This is a genomic window from Microbacterium sp., from assembly GCF_049661145.1.
In the GTDB taxonomy this organism is placed as follows: domain Bacteria; phylum Actinomycetota; class Actinomycetes; order Actinomycetales; family Microbacteriaceae; genus Microbacterium.
The window spans coordinates 1-21,492 of the sequence record NZ_JBASZT010000375.1 but is presented as its reverse complement, the minus strand read 5'-3'; the positions used below and the strand labels follow the sequence as shown (position 1 = coordinate 21,492).

Sequence of the window (21,492 nt, the reverse complement as noted above, 5' to 3'; positions counted from 1 at the left end):
CCCACGGGCGCCGCCGACGAGCACCGCCGAACGGGCGCTCCGTCCGCTGCGCACGGCCGCGATGACGAAGCCCGCGGCGATCCCCCCGGTGATGGCGGCGTTGACGACGCGGCTCGTGACGAGGGGCAACAGGCCCGAGTCGTCACCGGTCTGATCGAGCAGGATCAGGAACGCGCCGATGGCAAGACCCGACCCCGTCGCCATGAGCAGTGCGCGCGGCGACGGTCGCACGATGCGTTCGCCCGGCAGCAGCGCGACCAGAACGATTGCGACAAGGGCAACGGCGAGGCCCGCCACCGCGAGCGCTCCCAGCCTCTCCCCGCTCACGAGCACTCCCCACAGCATGGGTGCGATTGCCGAGACGACAGCCGTCACGGGCGACAGCACGCTCATCGGACCGATGGCGAGGCACCCGTACAGCAGTCCGATCGCGATCGCACCCGCCGCCCCGGACGCGGCACCCCACAGCACGTCTGTGCCCGTGGGCGACCCGTCGAGGACCGGTGTGAGAACGCCGAGCAGCACGGCGCCGGATACGGCCGCGACGGCCGTGACCATCGTCGCGCGCAGCCGGCGGGCCGCGAGCCCGCCAAGGAAGTCCGCCGATCCGTACACGATCGCGCCGACGAATGCGAGCACGGCCGACCACACGCCCGTCAGCCTAGCGGCGCTCCGCCTGGCCAGGGGCGGGAGTGTCTCGGGCGCGGTGACCGGGGTAGCCTCGAACTATGACCAGGGCGCTGTTCATCGTCGATGTCCAGAACGACTTCACCGAGGGCGGCGCGCTCGGCGTCGCGGGCGGCGACGCCGTTGCCGAGGGCATCTCCGCGCATCTGGCGGCCCACGCGTCCGAGTACGCTCTCGTCGTCGCGTCGCGCGATTGGCATGACGCCGACAGCGACAACGGCGGGCACTTCGCGCTTGACGAGAAGGGTGGCGGACCCGATTTCGTCGACACGTGGCCGGTGCACTGCGTCGCCGGCACTCCCGGGGCGGAATACGACCCCGCTTTGGCGACGGGCGCCGTCACCCACCACGTCAAGAAGGGGCAGGGCGTGCCCGCATACTCGCTGTTCGAAGGGACGACGGATGCCGGGGAGAAGGTCGGCGACCTGCTTGCGGCGCATGGCGTGACAGAGGTCGATGTGACGGGGATCGCGACCGACTACTGCGTGCGTGCGTCGGCGTTGGATGCGATCGCTCACGGCGTTCACGTCCGCATCCTCACCGCCCTCGTCGCCGGGGTCGCGCCGGAGTCCTCGCAAGCAGCGCTCGCCGAGCTCGCCCACGCCGGCGCCGACCTGGTCGAGGGTGCGGAGTGAGCGCACCCTCGGGCTGGTACCGAGACCCGGCCGGTCCGACCGCCGGGCTCTCCGAACCTACTCGACGCCCTTCAGCGCCGCCGTCATGTCGATCCGCCGGATCCGCGACGACAGCAGGATCGTGGTGGAGAGCGCGGCGATCGCCGTGGTGGCGATCGCGAACAGCACGCTCCACAGCGAGATGTAGGGCGCGTAGACGGACTGCTCCGTGCTGAAGATCTGGATGTACGCGCTGAGGAACCAGAATCCTGCGGGGATCCCGATGCCCAGGCCGACGAGTGTGGTCAACCCGTTCTCTATCAGGGCGAAACGCCGCAGTTCGCGCTGACGGAAGCCGAGCACACGCAGGGTCGCGTAGTCACGCACCCGCTCGGCGAAGCTCAGTGCGCCCAGGTTGTACAGCGCCACGGCGGCCAGCAGCACCGCGAACACCTTCATCAGGGTGAACACGCCGGCCAGGCCCTGGACGACCGAGTCCGCGTTCGCGCGCTGACGTTCTCGCGAGACCGTTCCGACGACGGCCGTCGCATCGGCGACGTCCTCCGCCGTGACAGCCTCCTCTGCGAGGTAGGCCGTCGGAGTGAAGACGCCGCCCGCGGATGTCCACGCGTCCTCCGAGACCAGGACGCCTTGGGGGTTTGCGACCACCGCCTCGTCGGCCGCTGTCAAATGCACCGTGCTGTCGCCGATCACGACGGTGACCTCGTCGCCGACCTGCACGCCGGCGGCTGTGACGGCCTGCGTGAGGGATGGCTGGTCGAAGTCGACCCGGGCCCCGGCGGGGTTCTCGACGACGACGAGCTCACCGTCCCCGATCACCATCGCGACGCGGTCGGCTCCCTCCGCCTGCTCGACACGGGCGAACGCCTGCATGATCCACTGGCCCGGCCCTGCGGCCGCTTCGACCGCGGCGAGCTCGTCCGCCGTCGCGCCCGGTCGCACACTGATCCAGGTCTCGTAGCGGTATTGATCCGAGTAGGTTCGTTGCACTTCCCGAAACAGGCTGTCGGGAATGCCGAAGCCCGCGAACAGGAGCATCATGCAGCCCGTCGTCGCGACAAGGCCCATCGTCAGGCGCACCGGGTTGCCCAGCGCGTCTCGTAGCGTCCAACGGGTGCCGTATCCGGCCCAGCGCCACTGCCGCGGCCGCGACGGATTTTTCGAGGCTCGTCCGCCGATCGACGGGCGCAGTGCTTCAGCCGGGCTCACTCGCCGCGCCGCCCGAGAGGCCGTCCACGCTCCGACCACGCACACGACGACGAGGCCGACGGCGACCGCGGGCGTCGCCCACGACCACCCGGGTCCCCATGGACCGAGCGTGAATCGTGTCTGCTGCGTGCTCACGATGTACTCGGCCAGCGGCACCGCCAGCGCCAGGCCGATCGCGGCGCCCGCGCCGACGACACCTGCGGCGATCCATACGAAGTAGAGGCCGATCGCGCGGGGCGACATGCCGAGAGCACGCAGTGTCGCGATGTCGGTGTGCTGGATGTCGACGAGGCGCCGAATCGACGTGGCCATCGCCAGGAGCGCGACGAGCACGAAGAGGGTGGAGAACAGGAACGACAGTGATCTCAGCTGCGAGACGCGCTCGAACGCCGGCGCTACGAACGCGTTCGAAGACCGGTCGGTGACCGACTGCACGCGATCTGCGAGGACGGTTCCAACGGCGTCGCGAAGCGGACCCTCGTCGCCGGTGAGGGTGACGACGTTGCCGATCTGCGGGACCCCGAACACCTCTTGCGCGACGCGATCGGCGACGAGTGCACGCCCGAACTCGCTCGGCTCGGGTGCGACGAGTCCGGGACCGGTGAACACGAGTGCATCCGACAGTACGACGAGGCCGCGCAACTCGAGGGAAGCGTCTCCCTGCGGGCCGCGAAGGAGGAGCTCGTCGCCGACCTCGTACCCGTTCACGTCGGCATACCTGGCATCCACCCAGATCCCGTCGCCGTCCTGTTCGACCGGGTCGCCGCTCAGGACGATGGGTTCGCCGACGCCGCTGTCGCTCAGGGTCGAGACGGTGAGCGTGCGGTCGTCGTCCGAGGAGTTCTCGTCGAGGACCGTGAACTGCGTCGTCCGCGCGACGCCGTCCACGCCGGTGGACTCTTGGAGCGCCGTCACGTCCTCCGTGGTCGTCGACGTCGCGTTCACCCAGAGTGTCGGCATGCTCGCCTGGGCATCGATCTCGTCCAGCACGTTCTGCATTCCCCGCCAGCTCGCGTCAAGACCGCCGTACACCGCGACGCTGAGCACTGTCATCAGGAACACCGAGACGAACTGGGCCCAGTACGAGCGGATGTCGCGGGGGACGCGTCGCAGGAGGATCGGCACGATCAGTCGAGGTCGGCGACGGTCAGGGGGGAGTCGTTGTGTCTGCTCTCGACGATGTATCCGTCCTGCAGGCGGACGAGATGGTGGGCGAGATCGGCGAAGGCGGGATTGTGGGTGACCACGACGACGGCGGTGCGGGTCCGGTACGCGATGGCTTCGAGTATCGTCATGACGTCGATCCCGGTCCGCGTGTCGAGCGCTCCGGTGGGCTCGTCGCACACGAGCATCGCCGGACTCTTGGCCAGAGCGCGCGCGATCGCGACACGCTGCATCTCGCCTCCCGACAGCTGCCCCGGAAAGTTGCGGGAGCGCTTGGCCAGACCCACACCCCGCAGCGCCCGGGTCGCGGCGGCGTCGGCGGTCTTGCGGTCGGTGACGAGCGCGGCCGCGAGCGCCACGTTCTCGAACGCCGTCAGGTTCGAGACCAGGTTGTAGAACTGGAAGACGAAGCCGACATGAGCACGTCTGTACTCCGTGAGAGCCGCATCGCTGAGCCGCGACAGATCCCGTCGCCTGCCGTCGGTTCCGTGGTGCAGGATCCGCCCCGTCGACGGCGTGTCCATTCCTCCCAGCAGGTTCAGAAGCGTGCTCTTCCCCGAGCCGGACGGCCCGAGGATGACCATGAGCCGGCCGCGCCTGACGCGGAGGTTCACGCCGTTCAGTGCATGCACCGCGTTGCTACCGGTGCCGTACGACCTTCCGACGTCTTGAAGGGTCAGGAAGACGTCCGAATCGCTCAGCATTGGAGAATGATCGCTCCGTAGTGCGTGCCGGCGCCGGTGCCGACGAGGAGGACCCTCTCGCCCGGCTTGATCTTGGCGCGGTGGAGAGTGAGCGGAATCGCCGCACCGATGGTGTTCCCCACCTCCGGCAGGGTGACCTCGAGGCGCTCCCGCCCCCACAGCCGGGCCATGCCGTCGAGGCCCGCCTTGCTCGTCTGGTGGGGGATGATCCGGTCGATGTCGGGCGCGTCCTTGGACAACCCGGGTTGGATCGACTCCAGGAATGGCGGGAAGTTCCGCAGCGCTCCGGCGAGCAGACGCAGGCCCCTCATATCGAACTTGAAGTCCTGAAGGCGCTCGCTGGTCTGCTCGGACCGGATCCGGGTACCACCACCGCGGATCTCGGCATCCTTCACGCCCGACGTCTGCGTCTTGAACGAGGAAGCAACGATTCCCTGGCCGTCGTCGACCGCCGGCCCGATCACGGCGGCCGCGGCTGCATCGCCCATCAGCAGCGCACTCTCGGGCTGACGGAAGTCGAGACCGCGGCTGCCTCCCTCGGTCGAGACGATCAGCACGTTCTTGGCGCGTCCCGTCGAGATGAGGAAGGCGGCTTCCTGCAGTCCGAACAGGAACGAGAGGCAGGTGGCGTGCAGGCTGTAGGAGGAGACCTCCTTCAGCTTCAGTCCGGCGGCGATGATCGCCCCGCCGTCGGGGATCGCCTGCAGTTGCGTTCCGGACGTGTTCAGCACGACGTCGATGTCTTTGGGTTCCAGTTGCGCAGCTTCGATCGCCCGCCGTGCTGCAAGCAGGCCATAGGTCAGCGGATCGTCGTCCTCGTGAATCCAATGGCGCGTGATGACACCGGTGCGCTTGATCGCCTCACGCGTGCTGATTCCGCACATCGCGGCGACATCGGACGTGGGCACGATCCGATCCGACAGCGCCTCCCCCGTACCAAGGATGGAAATTGGTAGCACGGTCATAGAATCCCCCCGACGTTCGGCATGCGGTGCTCACCCGCGGCAGGTGAGCCCCTCGTGACCGCAGCCGAATGAGTTTGCAGACTACACCATGAAGGTTTCCGCAATGTCTTCCAATGTTGCGGCATCGTGTCCGTCGTGTGGACGCGGCGCGACTCGTCGTCGGCCGTCACTCCAGCAGGACGCTCGGCGACTCGTCGTGACTGAAGACGAGACGGATCCCGCTGGATTCGAGCGCGAGCAGGAGTTGCGCGGTCGCCTGAGTCTCTGAGAAGTCATGACTGATCGTCCGTGGCAGGGCGCGCATCCGGTCGAACGCCTCCAGTTGATCCCGGCCCCACGCCGCGTCGGCCGCGAGGAGCACGGTGCCCTCCACGAGTGCGCCGAGGTGTCCGCGGGCGTGTCCGGGAAGGTCGAGGATGACGAATCGACCGTCTTCGAAGAGGTCGAAGCCCGTGAGCCCGCCCGGGGCCGGACCGCTGAGATCATCGCGATCGAGAACGCGGAGTCGGGCCGAGTCGAACCAATCCGGCAGGACCGCGGGAATGATGCCGCTGCGCAGATCGGTTCTCGCCAGCGCATCCAGTTGGTTACGGCTGATGACGAAGGTCGCGTCGGGAAAGTACCGGATGCCGCCGATGTGGTCGGGGTGCGCGTGCGAGATGATGACGTCGTCGATGTCCTCGGGACGCAACCCGTCCGCGGCGAGGCGCCGGTCGATGGTGGCCTCTGGAGAGACATCGGGCGGCAGCAGCCGCCGGTAGATCGCGCTGGCCCAGCCCAGTCCCTTCATCGTCGGCGCGTAGCCCGTGTCGAACAGGACTCGTCGCCCGCTCGGGTGACGGTACAGGAACACCGACGAGGGAAAGACGTGTGGTTCGACCGGCGCGCCCTTGAACAGCAGCGACAGTCGGAAGCGCGTCGAACCGCAGGCATAGCGGCGTAGGCGTGGTTCAGTCAACGGCGTCTCCTGTTCCGTTACCGACGGCGCCGGCAGCACCGCCGAAGAGTGCGTCGAGGAAACCGAGATAGTCGCGCACTGCCGACTCGAAGCCCTCCCCGATGTAGATGTCGAAATGGTGGTAAGGGTAGACGCGGATTCGGGCGTCGCGTATGCGCCGAGCGACCCGCAGCGTCTGTTCGGCCGGCGCGACGGTGTCGTTCTGACAGATCGCGACGTACAGGGGGATCGTGATGTCGCCGGCGACGCGCCCCGGGTCGTATCGGAGGAACCACAGCGCGGATCGCGCCGCGACGCGATTCTCGAACGCGGATCCGGCCGGGACGAGTGAGAGCAGCCGCGCGGAGTCGTCGGTCGCCATCAGTGCCGCTGAGCCGGGTGCGCCGATGAGGGCGACATCGACGCGACGACCGAAGGGGGTGGTGAGCAGGTCCAAAGCCGCGCGAGCGGTCACCTTCGCCTTCGACGCGAACGGCAGGCCCGCCCGCGACGCCCGCCCGTCGGTGTAGGGACACTGCGCTATCGCCGCGCCCAACTCGCTGTGACGTGCCGCGAGGGTGAGCACGTGCCCGCCGCTCAACGATGTGCCGAACAGCACGACGCGGTCGGGTGGCCCTTCGTCCTTCAGGTAGGCGATCGCGGCTTCCCAGTCCGCGAGCTGCGCGGTGACGTCGAGGATCTGTCGCCTTCGTCCGCCGCTCATGCCGAATCCGCGGTAATCGAAGAGGAGGCACTCGTACCCGTGCGAGGCGAACCGCTCCGCGAACGCGTCCAGGCGCATGTCGCGCACACCTCCCAGCCCATGCGCCATGACGATCCGGGCGATCGGCTCCTCGGCGCGGGGCGTGTACAGCCACGCGCTGCATGTCGTCTCTCCAGACGGAAAGGCGACGTCGCGCCTTGAGGTGCGCTCCTGGGCGGTTGCCATGCCGTGACTATAGGGCAGGGACGTGTCACCGCGTGTCCCGCGCTGCATGCCGAAGCGTTCAAACTGCTCCTGACCTGCTCTTGTCGGAGGTTCGAGCATCCAAGGTCTGGTGGGCTCTCGGATCGGGATAGAGCGCCGCGAAGAGCCGCAACGCTTCTCGAACCTTCGACTGTGCCGCAGTGTCGTCGATTGCATCTGGTATCCCAGCGTGCGTCGTATACGCATCGGGTTCGCGCGATGGTCGGTCCCGAGGACGCGGATGCTGCCACCGTCAGGTCCGGTCATCGCGCCGATGCACTCGGGGAACCGAACGACTTGCGAAGCCCGCGTACCGAAATGGCGTTCATGACTCGTCATCGACGCGGCGGCGTGTCGGAATGGCCCTGATCAACCACCAGACGATCTGAACTGCGATCATCACGGCTGCCGCGATCAGAGCGACGATGGCAGAGTCCGCAGTCAACTCACCAGCGAGAAGAGTTGTGAACGCGACGACGACCGCGGTCGCAACTGCCGCGAGCGCGAGAATCCTCGACGCGATCACGATCCGATCGCGAGGCTTGCGCGCCACGGCGACGACCACCTCACCCAACTGGAGAAACGCGACTCCCGCGCCCGCGCCGATGGCGTAGGCCACCACGTGCTCGGCCACCTCGTGGGTCGACAGCCATGCAATGAGGATCAGCAGACCGGTCACGAGCGCCAGAGCGTCGATGAAGGCGGCGAGCATCTGCAGCACGGGTGCTGACTGCGGTGAGCGATCCTGTCGCTTCCGTGGGATGTACTCCCACGCCCGCCGCGAGGCCAGCCGACTCGCGATCATGGCGATCGTGAGTTTGCTGATCGGACCGGCGATGGACGCGATCGGGCTGCCGGTCGCGACCAAGAGCACGACGCCCAAGAGGAATGCGACAGGGAGCGTCGCGGCTCGCTGGAGCCACCACGACGCGAGGTACGCCCCGCGGGCGGAGGGGACGTCCAGCGGGTGGAGCAAGGGCTTGCTGTCGATCGAGGGGAGGTCGACGACTTCCCGGATGTCATTCATGGCGTCCTCCAAGGAGCCGTCGGGATGAAATGGGTATTGAGGTCGTCGCGCGCCAGACCGTAGATCTTCTGCCGCGCGACTCCGAGCTCTCGTGCCACAGTCACGGCGCTGTAGTCGTCGAGGAGCTCGGCGATGCTGAGCGCACGCACACCAGCCGCTCGGGAGACGAGATGAGACATCAGAGCACTCACTTCCGCGGCCAGCAGCGCCACGGCCAAGGTTCCGCCGTACTGGTCAGACCAACGGGGATCGCCCGACGCCGCCGCGGCGTAGAGCGCGTCTCCGCCGTCGGCCAGGTGAACCATGACGTCGGTCGGCGAGAGTCCGGTGGCCTCGAACCGTGCTGCGACGGCCTCAAAGGCCCCCGCCGACTCGTTTCGCCGGTGGGCGAGAACGGCCGACCAGCTTGAGTCGATGCTCTCTCGCTCACCGCTGTCACCCCGGGGGTTACTCGTCATGAGTCCATTTTGATCGGCATCCGCCCAAGTGTCAACCCTGGGGTGACAGTCCGATGTTACCTGTTGGCTCGGGCGAAGGCGCGGCTGCCGAAGGCGAAGGCGGCGATCGTGATGCCGATGGTCCAGAGCAGCCCGACCACGACCGCACCGCTCGTGATGTCGCCGGCGAATGCGGCACGGACTCCGGTGACGATGTGTGTCGTCGGCAGGAGGGCGGAGATGGTCTGGAGCCAGCCGGGCGCGACGGACATCGGGATGAGGATGCCGCTCAGGAGCAGTACCGGCAGGGAGAGCGAGTTGACCAGTACTCCGAAGGCCTGCTCGTTTCCCAGCGTGAGCGCGAGGCCGTATCCGGCGGCACAAAACGCCGCTGTGAGCAAAAGCACGAGGACGAAGCCGACAACGATGCCCCACCCGTCGGCCTTCATCCCGAGGAGGAAGCCGAGGGCGATCAGGATGAGTCCCTGGACAGCGGAGTCGAGCACGTCATGGAGAGTTCGCCCGCCCAGCAGCGCCCAGCGGCTGGCGGGGGTCACTCGCTGAGCGTCGAGCACTCCTTCGCGCATGTCGGTGAGCAGACCGAATCCGACGAAGAGCGAACCGACCACGGCTTGCTGCACGAGAAGCCCGGGAACGAGCAGCGTGTACGGGCTCATGCCGAGCTGCCCTGCGAAGGCCCCCAGAAGCGGACCGAAGAGGGCGAGGTAAAGCACGGGCTGAGCGAGTCCGACGGCGAGCCACACGGGCTTGCGGACGGTGCCGCGCAGATGCCTCCGGAACATGACTGCGGTGCTTCGAGCGCCCGTCATGCTGCCTTCTCCTCGGCGGTGAGTGCGAGGAATGCTTCGTCGAGAGTGGGAGGCCGCAACTCGAGACTGGCCGGACTCACGGAAGCGTCGCGAAGATCGCGCAGGACCCCTTCCAGCTCGCCGGCGCCGCCAGGAAAGCGGACGCTCACTTCCAGGCCGGACACACGCGGAGCGTCACCGGCCGATCGTCCGAGAGTCGAGACCAGTGCCGACACGTCCACCTCTGACGCCGCAGCCACGATGAGCGTGTCGGGTCCGATCCTCCGCTTGATTCGCGCAGGCGAGCCGTCGGCGATCAGGCGTCCGCCGGAGATCACCAGCAGCCGGTCGCAGAGGGCGTCCGCCTCATCGAGGTAGTGAGTGCTGAGGAGGACCGTGACCCCGGAGGCATCCCGGAGCTCGCGGACATGCTCCCAGAGGCTTGCCCTGGATGCCGGGTCGAGTCCGACCGTCGGCTCGTCGAGGAAGACCAGGCGCGGTGCGTGCACGAGGCTCATCGCGATGTCGAGGCGGCGGCGCTGGCCGCCGCTGAGGGTGCCCGCCTCCCTCTCCCAGAGGTCATCCAGGCGGTATCGGGCCGCGAGCTCCCGCGCCCCCGATCGGGCTGCCGCCCGCGAGAGCCCGTGGAGCATGCCGTAGTCCACGAGCTCCTCGCCGACCTTCGACTCGCTGCTCGCCGAGCCGCGCTGAGAGACGTAGCCGATCATCCTTCGCACCTGCCGCGACTGCGTCGCCACGTCGTAGCCGGCCACCTGTGCTCGCCCGGAAGTGGGACGGGCAAGCGTCGTCAGCATCTGCATCGTGCTGGTCTTTCCCGCGCCGTTCGGGCCCAGCAATCCGACGATCTCGCCCTCCGCCACGTCGAACGAGACGTCGTCCACGGCGACGACCTCGGACGGCCGGGCCGATCGCGATGACTCTCGGTAGGCCTTGCGCAGACGATTCGCTCGGATCACGAGCATCTCCCATCTTTTCAAGGTATCCAAATTTGGACAGCAAGGCCAGGGTACCCAAATTTGGGTTGATCGTCTACTACAGTGGCTCCATGCCTGCTCGGACGACTCGCCTCTTGGTCCTCGGCACCGTGCGACGGCTTGGGCCGGCGACGGGGTACGACGTGCAGTCGTACCTTTTCGGGATGGCGGCGGATCGGTGGGCGAACCTCAGGTCAGGGTCGATCTATGCGATGCTGCGCAGCCTCGGGCGCGATTTCTTGATCGAGGGCACGCCGGAAGACGCAAGTCGGCATGTCGTCACCGCGGCTGGTCGCAGGGAGCACGATGTCCTGTTGTTAAGCGCACTTCGCTCGCTGCCGGAGACTGGTGACACCGCCGAGCTCCGGGCGGCGCTCCACTTTGCCGACCTGCTTTCGGTGAAGGCTGTGCATGTCGCCCTCACGGAACGATTGGTGGCCATCGGCGGCGCGCTCGGTGACATCGACGCGCGGATCAGCGAGGCAGGGCCCGCGGGTGCATCACCGTTTGTGACACACGGGATGGGCCTGGAACACGCGCTCCTGCGCTCGCAGGCGACGTGGCTGCGCGACCTTCTCGACAAGAGACTCCCCGAGAACCCCGGTTCGGGCTAGCTTTCCAATCAGGCTCAAGAAGCGATCAGCGCTCATCCTCGGCAAGTGCCGCTTTCACTCGTTCTCGCAACGCGGCCACACCTCGTCCGATCACGACGTTGAGTGGATCGGAGGCGACACGACCGAGTGCATCCTCGGCGGCGCGCGCATGGTTGTCGGCGTGAATGAACATGCCCAGTGCGAAGTAGTCGTCGCCGACGTTGAGGTGAATCGACGGTGCGAAGGCCGCCGGGTCCTGGATTCCGAGTGGCACGAGGTCGTCATGATCGATCCACCGATACGCCTCCAGGGCTCGGAGGTCCCAATCGAGCGCGCCCGTCGGCTCGCGGTGCAGGTCAGCAAGGTAGTGCGCAACGACACAGCGTTTCGCGAAGGCGCTCTCCGGAAGCTCTGTCCAGCACGCGAGCAGCAACCTGAGCCGGTCGTGGTCAGCGAGCAGGTCTCGCTGACCGGCAGCCCGGAGGACGTTCTCCCAGGTGGGTTCGCCGGCGGAGTCACTCACGCGGGCCACTCCTCTCTTCTCGTTCTCATCACTCGTGTGAATCCCCGCCCGGCTGCCGCCTACAGCAGGGTCGTGCCCACCTCACCGAAGCATGGAGCGCGGCACCATTGGAACAGTTCGTATCCTCGGCGCGGCCCCTGCACGAAGAACGGATCGGACTCGCAGCATTCGACGGCCTCCGCGCGTGTCCTGGCCGAGACTATCTGGACCCCGCCGATCCACGGAGGGTCGGTGTCGGAGCGGAGCAGCCCCAGCGAGACGAATGTTCTGACCTCGCGCGCGTAGACACTCCACTTGCGCATCGAAGAGCGCGCTCCGAAGAGGCAATCGATCGGGGTGATCCTCGAAGAACACGGTCCACTGAACCGCGGGGACCGTCCTCGCAACGCGACCCTCCTCGGTCACGGGATGCCTCTAGCACGGTCACTCTGCTCGCTCGGCCGCGGGTGGCGATCCTCGTCGCGGTCTGTCGTCAAAGTCGACCAGAGGTCGCTGAGCGAGGACGCGGTGGTTGTGTGCCTCAAGCGGGCAAGCGTCTCCGGCAGCCGCCGCGCGAGATGACGAGCTGCGAAAGAACCGAGAAACCACCACACCGCTACGCCGTTGCCGATGGCGAGCGGAATGAGCGCCCATTGCGCCCATGCGCCGAGCCAGTCGGGATCGAATGCGACGAGGATGGCGAGCGCGATGGTCGGGGACGTGAGCAGAAAGATCACCCAGGTGGCGATGCGGTAGACGAGCGGGTTGTCGCCGACGTCCGCCGCGCTGGCGCGGCGATGCGGATCGACGCCGGGGGTGGGCCAGAGGACCGAGGCGGTGATCGCCACCCCTGTTCCCGCGGCGGTGAGCGCCACGATGGCAGGCACCGCGGCCAACGCATACTGGTAGGCGCCGGTGATGACGGTCATCACGACGGTGAGGGCGATGGCGGGGATGCCGAACACCGCGCCCAGGCCGAGTTGTCTCCCCTGCACGTCGGCACGGATCGCCTCATCGCTGCCGAGAGTGGCGAGTTGCCAGAGTGCGGTGCCGTCGTATCCGTAGAGGTTGGTGCCGCGTAGCGTGACCATCACGGCGAGCCCAATACCCGCGAGGACGGCGAGTTTCGGGAGCCCGGCGAGGGTGGCGATGAGCGCGACGAACAGTCCGAACCAGATCGACAGCCAGAGCTCGAGTCGTCTCCACGGATCGCGTGTCCAGGTGCGCAGCTCACGGCCCAGGGTCGCCCCCATGAGCGAGGCCGGGAGGAACCGCCAAGGACTCTTCGACCCGAGGCGGTGACGGCGTGAACTCCGCGTCGCCGCGCGCGGGCGCGGTGCGAGCAGCACGATCGCCCCCGTCACCGCGACGAGCGCCGCAGTGGCGAGCGCTCCCACGACCGTGAGAGACCCAGCGATGTCGCCGCGGGAGTTGAGTTCGACCGCTGCCACGGGCCAGCCGGCCGGTGAGCGTCGGAGGGCGTCGCTGAGCAGGTCGTCGGCGAACCCGTTTGCGAGGAATGCGGGCAGGATTCCGATGAGGGGGACGATGAGCAGCCACCCGATGGTGAGCACGGCGACGAGGGCGCCGTAACTGATCGCCGCGATCTGCAAGCCCAGAGCGGTCCGCATGGCTGAGCCGAGCAGGGCATAGAGCATCCGCGACAGCGCGATCGTCAGCACGAGGAACAATGCTGCGGCCACGACTCCTGCGATGACGCCGGCGACGCTGCCTGCAAGGACGGCGAACGCGACGATCGCCGACGCGGCGACCGCGGTCACCAGTGCTCCGGTTCCCGCGAAGACAGAGCTCAGAAGGCCGAGCGAGGCCGAGACCGGACGCAGCGGCATGGGGAGGAAGTACTCGGGTCGTAGGACCGCGGCCCCGCTGCCGAGGATCGGCCCGATAACCCAGCCGATGAGCCACGCGCCCAGGCAGAGTGCCAGCGCGTCCGCGCGTGCGTGCGGGGCTGGAAGCAGGGCGGCACCCCAGGTGATGGCGGCGGCGAGCAGGCCCAGGCCGAGGCCGAGGCGGCGTTTCCAGGGCGGCGTGTTTCGTTGGATCGCCCGGCGAAGCCGGATCAGGTGCCCAACCACGACATCTCCCCGTCGACGGCAGGCCGTTCGCCGACGTAGGTCACGAACCGGTCTTCGAGGCTGAGGCCGTCGCGGACCTCGTCGATCGGACCAGCCGCGAGCACCCGTCCGTCGGCGATGAGTGCCACTTGGTCGCAGAGTTGCTCGACGAGGGGCATGACATGGGATGAGATCAGCACTGCCCCTCCGCGCTGGACGAACTGACGCAGGATGCGGCGGATGGTCCGTGCCGAGACGGGATCGACCGCCTCGAACGGTTCGTCCAGCACGAGCACCCGTGGATTGTGCAGGAGCGCGGTCGCCAGACCGATCTTCTTGCGCATGCCGGTGGAGTACTCCAGTACGAGCCTCACACGATCTTCTGCTCCGTCGAGGTCCAGAACACTCAAGAGCTCCTCGGCTCGCCGCCTCACCTCGTGCAAGTCGATGCCCCGCAGGAGGCCCCAGTACGTCAGCAGCTCGGTTCCGGTCAGGCGCTCCGGCAGGGCGAGCCCGGCGGGAAGCACCCCCAGCAGACGCTTCGCTTCCGCCGGTCGTCGCCAGAGGTCGATGCCCCGCACCAGGCTGGTGCCCGCATCGGGACGCAGCAGACCGACCGCCATCGACAGTGTCGTCGTCTTTCCCGCACCGTTCGGCCCGACCACACCGGTCAGAGAGCCCTGCGCAACGGCGAGGCGAACGTCGTCGACAACGGTCGTGCCGCGATAGCTCTTGCGTAGACCGAGCAGCGATAACGCGGGCAGGGTCTCTTTGTCGCTCATCCTGTGACCTCCATCCGCTTCGAGGGAGCGTTGGCGAACCGCCGCAGCAGCATCTCTGCGGGGCGTAGGTCACCGTGGGCGTGCATCCAGCACGCCGCGGCAACCGTGATCGCGTACGTCGCGAGCGCGATCAGGAGCGCCCCAGTTGATCCGATCGTCCCGCCGACCCCGAAGGTCCACGCGGCCAGCACGGGAACCATGAGCACCGATTGGAGGAGATAACTGGTCAGCGAGCGCTCTCCCACGATGGCGAAGACGTGAGCGGTGCGAGAAGTCGCGAATCGGCGGATCGTGCAGGCCAGCGCCAGCAGCGCTGCATATCCCACGCCGCCGAGGATTCCGGTGGCGACGTGCAACGTCGAGATGATCGCCGCTGCCGGGCCGTCCGGAACACTGATGACGCCGGCCGCCACCAACGCGGCAGGTATGCCGCCGAGGATGCCGACCACTGTGAGGCCTGCTCCTGCGCGCACAAGCAGGTGTCGATAAGCGGCAGGGTTGGCGAGCACGTCGCGGTGTGCCGCCCAGATGCCCAGCAGCACAGCCGGCACGACGCCGAGCATGCCGACCATCGCCACGATCCATTCCAGGGGGCGCCAGGCCAGCGCCTCCAGCGGGTCGGTGATCCCGATGGACCACAGAATCGCTCGCTGCATCGTCGGGCCTGGATCAGCGAACGCCAAGCCCTGCACCAGTGCGCAAGGCACGATCAGCACGCCGGCGACGACAAGGAGTCGGCGACCGGACCAGCCGAGAGCGGGAATCAACAGCAGGGTGAGCAGGCCATACAGTCCGAGGATGTCGCCGGAGAACAGCAGCACGCCGTGCACCAGACCGAAGAGGATGAGTCCGACCCCGCGCCTGCGTAGCCGACGGACTCCGCCGGCACCGGGATCGCGCGTAGAGAGGAGAGCGATCCCGTATCCGAGGAGGAGCGCGAACAGGGGGTACACCCGTGCGTCGACGAGAGCGACCACGGCGAAGGTGACGCCGCGGTCCACGGCGCCGTCCTCTACAAGATGCTGCCGCATCCCGTACGGTCGATCGTGCAGATAGAGCATGACGTTGGCGACCGCGATGAAGCACAAGGCGATCCCGCGGGAGACGTCCGGTGCCAACGCGCGACCGGCACCCTCGGACCGGAGAATGCTCGTGGTACCGGGCACACGCATGGTCTTCAGTCGGCGGCCGCCGGCGGAGCCGGGAATCGTGTGACGTCGAAGAGTGCCTCGACGATGGACACCTCGTTTCCCGACGGGTCGAGGTAGTCGGCGTATTTCACGATTCCCTCGTATCGTCCGACATCGGTCGGGGTGAAGCCACGCGCCTCGATCGCAGAGATGGCCCGATCAAGGTCGGCGACCTCCAACCGGGTGAAGCCGAAACCCGCGGCCTGTGGGCGATGCACGAGTTGGAGTGTGGCTCCGGCCGCGAGCACCCACTCGGCCACGCCCGGCATCGGCTGCATGTCCGGTACCCGTCCGAGGAATCGCGTGTACCACGCCGTTGCCTCGTCTGCATCTGCGACCGGAATGCCGGCGAGCACGCTGAGGAAGCTGAGGTCGGCATCGCCCTCGGCGGCTCGCTCGGTGTCGTTGGTCACGCGCGGCACCCGCCCTTCGGAAGTGTGCGATCAGAAGACTTGCAACGCAAACAACACTATCATTACGTGACGCATCGACGGGTTGCGGCGTGTGTCGACGCCGGTGTGATTGTGGCTACGTCTCGTCGCGGGCGGCGCGGGTCTTCTCGCGTGCGGTGAGCTCCCAGGCCCTGTCGAGCAGATCGTTCAGGATGGCGGCGTCGGTTGCGGAGGGATCGGCGAGGATGTGCCCGAAGCGTTCGTAGTGCGGCTCGGCGAAGAGTCCAGGCTCCCCGGACTCCAGCCAGGCTCGACGCTCCTCGGGTGTGCTGACGAAGACGAACATGTCGTCAGCTTCGGCGCGGATGCGCGCGAACATCCGACCGTCCACTTTGAGCGACGGCGCTCCGTAGGAGGTGGTCGCGGCCGTCGCAGGCCAGGAAGTCGCGAGACCGACCAGGCGGTTCCACGTTTCTTCGGCCTGCAGGCCCCGTTTGACGCTCACGGCGCCGGCTCTGGAGACGCCTTCTTGCCGGCGCGGTAAGCGCGGGTGCGCGCTCGGTTCTGGCAGGTCAGCGAGCAGTACTGGCGACGCCCTGCCGGCGACTGATCGACGTAGACGTCCACACAAGCGTCACCGACGCACGTTCCCAACCGGCTCGCGTCGGGCTCGTGCCGGAGGTGGTCGATCAGGGCGAGCGTTGCCCCGGCGAGCAAAGCGCGTTCGGGCCGGTCGCTGTTCCAGACCTCGTGCACCGTCCACTGGTCGGACGAGAGGGCGGGAGCCATCCCGGACTCCACGATCAGCGTGTTGAGCTGCTGGGCACACTCCGACCCGGTCGTCGAGGCGAAGACGGGATGGATGAGGTTCGCGGTGTCGACCAGCGTCTGCTCATCGAAGGGCGGGAAGTGCTCCCAGAAGACGGGACTCTCCACACGGAGACTCTCGGCGGTCGGATACGGCTTGGTGCCCTCGTGGGCCTCGAACCTGGGAGCATCGCCCCACTCGTTGACGATGTACACCAGAAGCGGGATCGGCAGAGGATGAACCTCCACCACCTTCGTTGCTGCCATTGCCACCACCTACCTGTCACCGGTAAGTGTAGTCTATTGCGTGACAGACTCGCAGGAGCCCCACGCCGATCAGTCGATGAGCTCGCGTCTGCGACTGCTCGTCAACCAGGTGCATCAGCGACGGAACCCAAGGATGACATCGATCGAGATCAGGCCCGCGTCCGGCGACAGACACGCGGATGTGACCCACGCTCTCACCGGGGGCGGGGACGGCCGGAACTGCCAGTGCCCGTGGTGGATACTGACCAACGCGCAGTGGAAAGAGACCGATGCACAAGCCCGTGGGGTGCTCCTCGGTGCCCAGCTCCGGGACGATCCTCCACCGGGCCTCGTCGCCTACGTCGATGGCGAGGCAGCCGGCTGGGCGAGGGTCGGCCCACGTCCGGGCCAGGCACGGCTGGCGCGAACACGAGAGTTCAGCAGCTCACCTGAGCCGTTCGACGACTCGACTGTCTGGGCGGTGACGTGCTTCGTCGTCCGGCGAGACTACCGCGGGCTGTCGTTGACCTCGCGGCTGCTCGCCGAAGCCGTGCGACACGCGAGCAGACACGGAGCGCGGGTCATCGAGGGATACCCGATAGACCCTGCCGCTCGAACGAGCGCGCTCTCGCCAGCAGTTCTGTTCCGTGGTGCGCTCTCGACGTTCCTTCAAGCCGGCTTCCGCGAGATAGCCCGTCCACGCCCGGATCGCGTCATCGTCTCCCGCGAGGCAGGGATCGCCGAACGCTCCACGCCTCGCCCGGGTTCGCACATCACCCGATCGTCTCCGCGTCGTTGAGGCCGCGGAGTCGGCGGACCGGGGAGGTGGCGATCCAGACGGTCGCCAGCGTGGTTCCGACACCCCCGACGACGATGGCGATCGCGGGGCCCCACGTCGTTACAACGAACCCCGCGGAGATCGCGCCGATGGCGATCATGCCCCAACTGAGGAATCTGTAGGCAGCGTTCACTCGTCCGTACAGCTCGCGCGGTGTGGCGAGTTGACGGACGGTCACCGCCTGAGCGCCGGCGAGGCCGATGCCAAAGCCGCTCAGCAGCAGCGCGACCGCGGCCACGGTGAGCGCGATCGTCGATGGTGCGACGGCGGTGAGGGCGAGCGCGAGCGGCGCGGTGTTCCCGACCAGCAGGGCGACCAGCAGAGAGCGGCCATACCCGAATCGTCGGGTGGCGCGTCCGCTTGTCAGCGCGCCGAGCACCGCGCCCAGTCCGGATGCCATCAACATCCCGCCCAGCACCGCGGCCCCGAGCGTGTAGTGCTCGACAACGTGGAGCGTCAGGCCGAGCAGGAGTATCTCGTTGGCGAAGTTCCAGGTCGCGGCTTCCAGGGCCAGATCGCGAACGATGCGGGTGCGTCGCAGGAACGCCAGGCCTGCCCTGGCCTCAACCCACGGCGACACGCGTTCCGTCGAGATCGTCGGTGGCGACTCGTTCGCGATGACCCTGGTGAGGAACAGGGCGGAGAGCAGGCAGGTGAGCGCGTTGGTCGCGAGCGCGATCGGCGCGGTGAGCGCTTGAACGATCACACCGCCGACGCCGCTGCCGGCGACCGACATGGCCGATTGGGTCGAGGTCAGCCGTGCGTTAGCGTCGGTGAGTCGGTCCGGGGGCACGACAGCGGGCAGGAGGGAGAAGTCGGCGAGCTGAGACAGGACGTTCAGCCCGCCGATCAGGAACACCGCGACGATGAGCGTCCAGATCGGCACCTGGGCGACCAGCGCACCGGCGACGATCGCGATGAGCAGCAGTGCACGACCGAGGTCGGCGGCGATCAGCAGCCGTTTGCGTCGCAACCGGTCGACCACGACTCCCAGGGCGAGCGTGAGGATGATGAAGGGCGCGAACTGCGCCACGCGCACCGTCGCGAGCTCGCTCGGCGTTGCCTCCAGGCTCAATAGTGCGAACAGCGGGATGGCGAGCTCGCCGATCTCGGCACCGAGCAACGACGTCGCCGACGCCGCCCACAACCACCGGAACGAACGACTCGGCCACCTCGCGTGCGCTGGGCCGGTCACCACAACCACCGCACCGCGACCGTCGCCGCTAGCGCGACCGCGACCGCCACCAACTGCGGCGCCCGAAACAACCAGGCGATCGCCGCCGCAGACAACCCGACGAGCACTGCCGGGTCGAGCCCCGCCCACCGCTCTCCCAGGACGCTGGCCACGAGCATCCCGGTGAGCATGGCGGCAGGCATGGCCTCGATCACGTCCTGGACCGGATCGGGAGGCCGTCGCTCCATCAGCAGCAAGAGACCGGCCGATTTGAGGGCGTAGTTGATCGCCGCGAAGGCGATGACGGTCACCAGCATGGACGTCATGCGCGCTCCTTCGTTCGACGGATGGCTAGCAGTGCCGCACCGGCTGCGCACAGCAAGGCGACGCCGGGCGGCACCGACCAGCACATGACGGCAACGATGATGGCCGCGCCGAGCACGGTGAAGCGGTGCGTGGGCTCGGTCCTGAGGGAATCGAGCACGAAGACCAGGAAGAACGCGGGAAAGGTCGCGTCCAGCCCGAGAGCTCGGGCGAGATCGGCTCCGGGAGCCAGGTACGCGCCGATCGCCGCACCACCGACCCAAGCCGGCCACTGCAGAAGCGAGGCTGCAACCATCGCATCCGGGCTGAACGTGCCATCGGCGCGTCGTGCGACCGCCCACGATCCATCCGCGACGGCCTGAGCCTGGATCGACCGGAACCATCGACCTCCCGTGAGGAAGCGCGCGACGGTCATACCCATCGGCACGAACCGCAGATTGATGAGCGTCGCCGCGCCCAATGCCGCAGCGATCCCACCACCATCACCGAAGGCGACCACGAGAGCGAACTGAGCCCCACCTGCGAACACGACCGCCGACATCAGCACGATCAGCCACGCCGGCCACCCCGCAGTGACCGCCGCCGCGCCGAAACTGATCGCCAACGCGAACGTGGCCACAGCCAGGCCGGACCCCGCCCGGATTCCGGCCCGCCAGTCGGACCCGGCGCCGCGTTCCTGCGCATCAGCCCTCATTTCCGACCCCTCGCCGTCGTCACGCGCTATCGCACTTCTTACCGTGACAAGTATGTCACGTTCTGCTAGCGTTCTTTGCGTGACAGATCGAAGTGGATGGCGGCGCATGCGGTGGACGCTGGCGCGGCGCAGAGCGGTAGGGCACCTACCACAGGCACCCCAGGCACTGCTCCCGGACGTTCCCGATGAGACGAGGACCCGCAACGACATCCTGAGGAGGCTGATCACATGGCACCTCCCGCGGTGACCACGCTGGATGCCCGCTGCGCAACTCTGAACTCCCCAGGCGCGGTGCCCGCTCAGCGGGATCGTGCCGACGTCTCATCCGGGCTCCGCGGTGTGAGACGAGCGCGAGACGAGATTCGACGAGCACTGCGGTTCACCAGAGACCTCTTGCGCGCTGCGAGCGTCGACGATTTGTCCGATCGCATCGATCAGATTCCCGAGTACCGGAGAGCGCGCGCGGAAGCCCTCCAATACGCGATGCTCCGAAACATCAACCGCTGACGCGCCACGGCGAGTACACCGACGCCCGCGCCCAGCTGGACGTCACGCTGAACCTCTTGGAGAACTGCGCCGACATCTACAAGCGGTGCGACAACGCCAACCGGCGCCTGTGCAACCAAACCTTCTTCACGCCCTCGCCCGGGCCGCGAACGCCGACAAGGCTCGAACCCAGCCCAATGATCCTTCGGGCAAGGGTTCGAGCCTTGTGCGCGGGGTGGGCCCCGTGGGGCTCGAACCCACGACCCGCGGATTAAAAGTACACGGCGGGGCGTCCGGGGCCGTCCGCGACGATGCTCGCAACGTCCGTTCTCGGGCGTGATTCCGGGGCTCAGGACCGTCGAGCGTGGTCGGAGCGTACGGGCATCGTGCGTGGAATGTTCCCACGCAAAACCCACGCACGCGCGAGCGCGGGGTTTGTATCCATCGACGGGGCGAAATCTGGCGATCGCGGGGGTTGGGTAGCCGCGCACCCCCCCCCGTCGTCGCGGACGCGGAGGGGGTGTCGTGCGCACCGGGGGAGGGCTCGGGATAGACGCTACGGCTGCCGGCCGCACGCCGTCGCGGTGGCTGCGAGAGCCGAACTCGGCTCGCCGTTGCGGGTGCAGGCGGGCGTTTTCGACCCCCAGGGTGTCGATGGTGTCGCTCTTTGCGGCATACCTCGGGATATACCCCGTTTATCCCTCTAACCCTCTTCTTCTTCTTTTCTTAGCCTCGATCTTTCATCGGTTGGCTGGGTCGCTGTGTTCGGCGTCGTTGCCGGGGTTGTGGTGCTGATTCTGGCATGAGGGTACGACAGTGGCCGCGTTGCGCTGCGGTGGCGGATCTCCAGGCT

23 protein-coding genes are annotated in these 21,492 nt (G+C 67.6%); 3 read left to right on the top strand and 20 right to left on the bottom strand.

Going from position 1 to position 21,492, the window contains the following annotated elements; genetic code table 11:
• The coding region (locus WBP48_RS15445) for an EamA family transporter (protein ID WP_424441641.1) at window positions 1–651 on the bottom strand (651 nt) is incomplete at its 3' end.
• Window positions 652–728: 77 nt separating this feature from the next.
• Between WBP48_RS15445 and WBP48_RS15440 the strand changes: the two genes are divergently transcribed.
• Window positions 729–1,322, top strand: a complete 594-nt coding sequence (locus WBP48_RS15440; RefSeq protein WP_424441640.1) for an isochorismatase family protein — start codon at window positions 729–731, stop codon at window positions 1,320–1,322.
• A 57-nt stretch (window positions 1,323–1,379) separates the two neighbouring features.
• On the opposite strand, the gene WBP48_RS15435 is transcribed toward WBP48_RS15440, so the two are convergent.
• From WBP48_RS15435 to WBP48_RS15395, 9 genes are all read right to left on the bottom strand, one after another.
• A complete protein-coding gene (locus WBP48_RS15435; RefSeq protein WP_424441639.1) occupies window positions 1,380–3,656 on the bottom strand; it encodes an FtsX-like permease family protein in 2,277 nt (758 codons plus the stop codon).
• 2 nt (window positions 3,657–3,658) lie between these two features.
• Entirely contained in the window at window positions 3,659–4,399 is a 741-nt protein-coding gene (locus WBP48_RS15430; protein ID WP_424441638.1) for an ABC transporter ATP-binding protein, read from the bottom strand.
• Window positions 4,393–5,307 carry a 3-oxoacyl-ACP synthase III family protein gene (locus WBP48_RS15425; RefSeq protein WP_424441637.1) on the bottom strand — a complete coding sequence of 305 codons (915 nt, stop codon included), beginning with the start codon at window positions 5,305–5,307 and terminating at the stop codon, window positions 4,393–4,395. Before WBP48_RS15425 ends, WBP48_RS15430 begins: the two co-directional genes overlap by 7 nt.
• 223 nt (window positions 5,308–5,530) lie before the next feature.
• The gene (locus WBP48_RS15420) at window positions 5,531–6,322 is read right to left on the bottom strand and encodes an MBL fold metallo-hydrolase (protein ID WP_424441636.1); all 792 of its coding nucleotides are present in this window, start codon (window positions 6,320–6,322) and stop codon (window positions 5,531–5,533) included.
• Complete coding sequence (locus tag WBP48_RS15415; protein ID WP_424441635.1) at window positions 6,315–7,250, bottom strand: alpha/beta hydrolase; 936 nt, start codon at window positions 7,248–7,250, stop codon at window positions 6,315–6,317. The genes WBP48_RS15420 and WBP48_RS15415 overlap by 8 nt, the downstream gene beginning before the upstream one ends.
• A 343-nt stretch (window positions 7,251–7,593) precedes the next feature.
• Entirely contained in the window at window positions 7,594–8,295 is a 702-nt protein-coding gene (locus tag WBP48_RS15410) for a hypothetical protein (RefSeq protein ID WP_424441634.1), read from the bottom strand.
• Complete coding sequence (locus WBP48_RS15405) at window positions 8,292–8,753, bottom strand: hypothetical protein (RefSeq protein WP_424441633.1); 462 nt, start codon at window positions 8,751–8,753, stop codon at window positions 8,292–8,294. Before WBP48_RS15405 ends, WBP48_RS15410 begins: the two co-directional genes overlap by 4 nt.
• 56 nt (window positions 8,754–8,809) lie before the next feature.
• Window positions 8,810–9,535, bottom strand: a complete 726-nt coding sequence (locus WBP48_RS15400; protein ID WP_424441632.1) for an ABC transporter permease — start codon at window positions 9,533–9,535, stop codon at window positions 8,810–8,812.
• A gap of 23 nt (window positions 9,536–9,558) precedes the next feature.
• Complete coding sequence (locus WBP48_RS15395) at window positions 9,559–10,524, bottom strand: ABC transporter ATP-binding protein (protein ID WP_424441631.1); 966 nt, start codon at window positions 10,522–10,524, stop codon at window positions 9,559–9,561.
• 224 nt (window positions 10,525–10,748) lie between these two features.
• Here WBP48_RS15395 and WBP48_RS15390 point away from each other — a divergent pair, with 224 nt between their 5' ends.
• On the top strand, window positions 10,749–11,150 hold the full coding sequence (locus WBP48_RS15390; RefSeq protein WP_424441630.1) for a hypothetical protein: 402 nt from the start codon (window positions 10,749–10,751) through the stop codon (window positions 11,148–11,150).
• A 25-nt stretch (window positions 11,151–11,175) separates the two neighbouring features.
• On the opposite strand, the gene WBP48_RS15385 is transcribed toward WBP48_RS15390, so the two are convergent.
• The 7 genes from WBP48_RS15385 to WBP48_RS15355 form a co-directional block, all read right to left on the bottom strand.
• Window positions 11,176–11,652: a hypothetical protein gene (locus WBP48_RS15385; protein ID WP_424441629.1), complete on the bottom strand. Its 477-nt coding sequence runs from the start codon at window positions 11,650–11,652 to the stop codon at window positions 11,176–11,178.
• 401 nt (window positions 11,653–12,053) lie between these two features.
• On the bottom strand, window positions 12,054–13,727 hold the full coding sequence (locus WBP48_RS15380; RefSeq protein ID WP_424441628.1) for a hypothetical protein: 1,674 nt from the start codon (window positions 13,725–13,727) through the stop codon (window positions 12,054–12,056).
• Complete coding sequence (locus WBP48_RS15375) at window positions 13,712–14,488, bottom strand: ABC transporter ATP-binding protein (RefSeq protein ID WP_424441627.1); 777 nt, start codon at window positions 14,486–14,488, stop codon at window positions 13,712–13,714. The genes WBP48_RS15380 and WBP48_RS15375 overlap by 16 nt, the downstream gene beginning before the upstream one ends.
• Window positions 14,485–15,660, bottom strand: a complete 1,176-nt coding sequence (locus WBP48_RS15370; RefSeq protein ID WP_424441626.1) for a DUF418 domain-containing protein — start codon at window positions 15,658–15,660, stop codon at window positions 14,485–14,487. The genes WBP48_RS15375 and WBP48_RS15370 overlap by 4 nt, the downstream gene beginning before the upstream one ends.
• A gap of 5 nt (window positions 15,661–15,665) precedes the next feature.
• The gene (locus WBP48_RS15365) at window positions 15,666–16,091 is read right to left on the bottom strand and encodes a VOC family protein (protein ID WP_424441625.1); all 426 of its coding nucleotides are present in this window, start codon (window positions 16,089–16,091) and stop codon (window positions 15,666–15,668) included.
• Between the two features lie 115 nt (window positions 16,092–16,206).
• Entirely contained in the window at window positions 16,207–16,575 is a 369-nt protein-coding gene (locus WBP48_RS15360) for an MmcQ/YjbR family DNA-binding protein (protein WP_424441624.1), read from the bottom strand.
• A complete protein-coding gene (locus tag WBP48_RS15355; RefSeq protein WP_424441623.1) occupies window positions 16,572–17,144 on the bottom strand; it encodes a CGNR zinc finger domain-containing protein in 573 nt (190 codons plus the stop codon). The genes WBP48_RS15360 and WBP48_RS15355 overlap by 4 nt, the downstream gene beginning before the upstream one ends.
• A 76-nt stretch (window positions 17,145–17,220) precedes the next feature.
• On the opposite strand from WBP48_RS15355, the gene WBP48_RS15350 reads away from it, so the two are divergent.
• Window positions 17,221–17,922, top strand: a complete 702-nt coding sequence (locus tag WBP48_RS15350; protein ID WP_424441642.1) for a GNAT family N-acetyltransferase — start codon at window positions 17,221–17,223, stop codon at window positions 17,920–17,922.
• Here WBP48_RS15350 and WBP48_RS15345 read toward each other — a convergent pair.
• Genes WBP48_RS15345 through WBP48_RS15335 form a run of 3 tightly spaced genes read right to left on the bottom strand, consistent with a single transcriptional unit; the run spans window position 17,897 to window position 20,153 of the window.
• Window positions 17,897–19,156 (bottom strand): MFS transporter, encoded by a 1,260-nt coding sequence (locus WBP48_RS15345; protein WP_424441622.1) that lies wholly within the window; start codon window positions 19,154–19,156, stop codon window positions 17,897–17,899. The two genes, WBP48_RS15350 and WBP48_RS15345, sit on opposite strands and share 26 nt — an antisense overlap.
• Window positions 19,153–19,461 carry an AzlD domain-containing protein gene (locus WBP48_RS15340; protein WP_424441621.1) on the bottom strand — a complete coding sequence of 103 codons (309 nt, stop codon included), beginning with the start codon at window positions 19,459–19,461 and terminating at the stop codon, window positions 19,153–19,155. The genes WBP48_RS15345 and WBP48_RS15340 overlap by 4 nt, the downstream gene beginning before the upstream one ends.
• Window positions 19,458–20,153 (bottom strand): AzlC family ABC transporter permease, encoded by a 696-nt coding sequence (locus tag WBP48_RS15335; protein ID WP_424441620.1) that lies wholly within the window; start codon window positions 20,151–20,153, stop codon window positions 19,458–19,460. The genes WBP48_RS15340 and WBP48_RS15335 overlap by 4 nt, the downstream gene beginning before the upstream one ends.
• Window positions 20,154–21,492 lie beyond the last annotated feature (1,339 nt).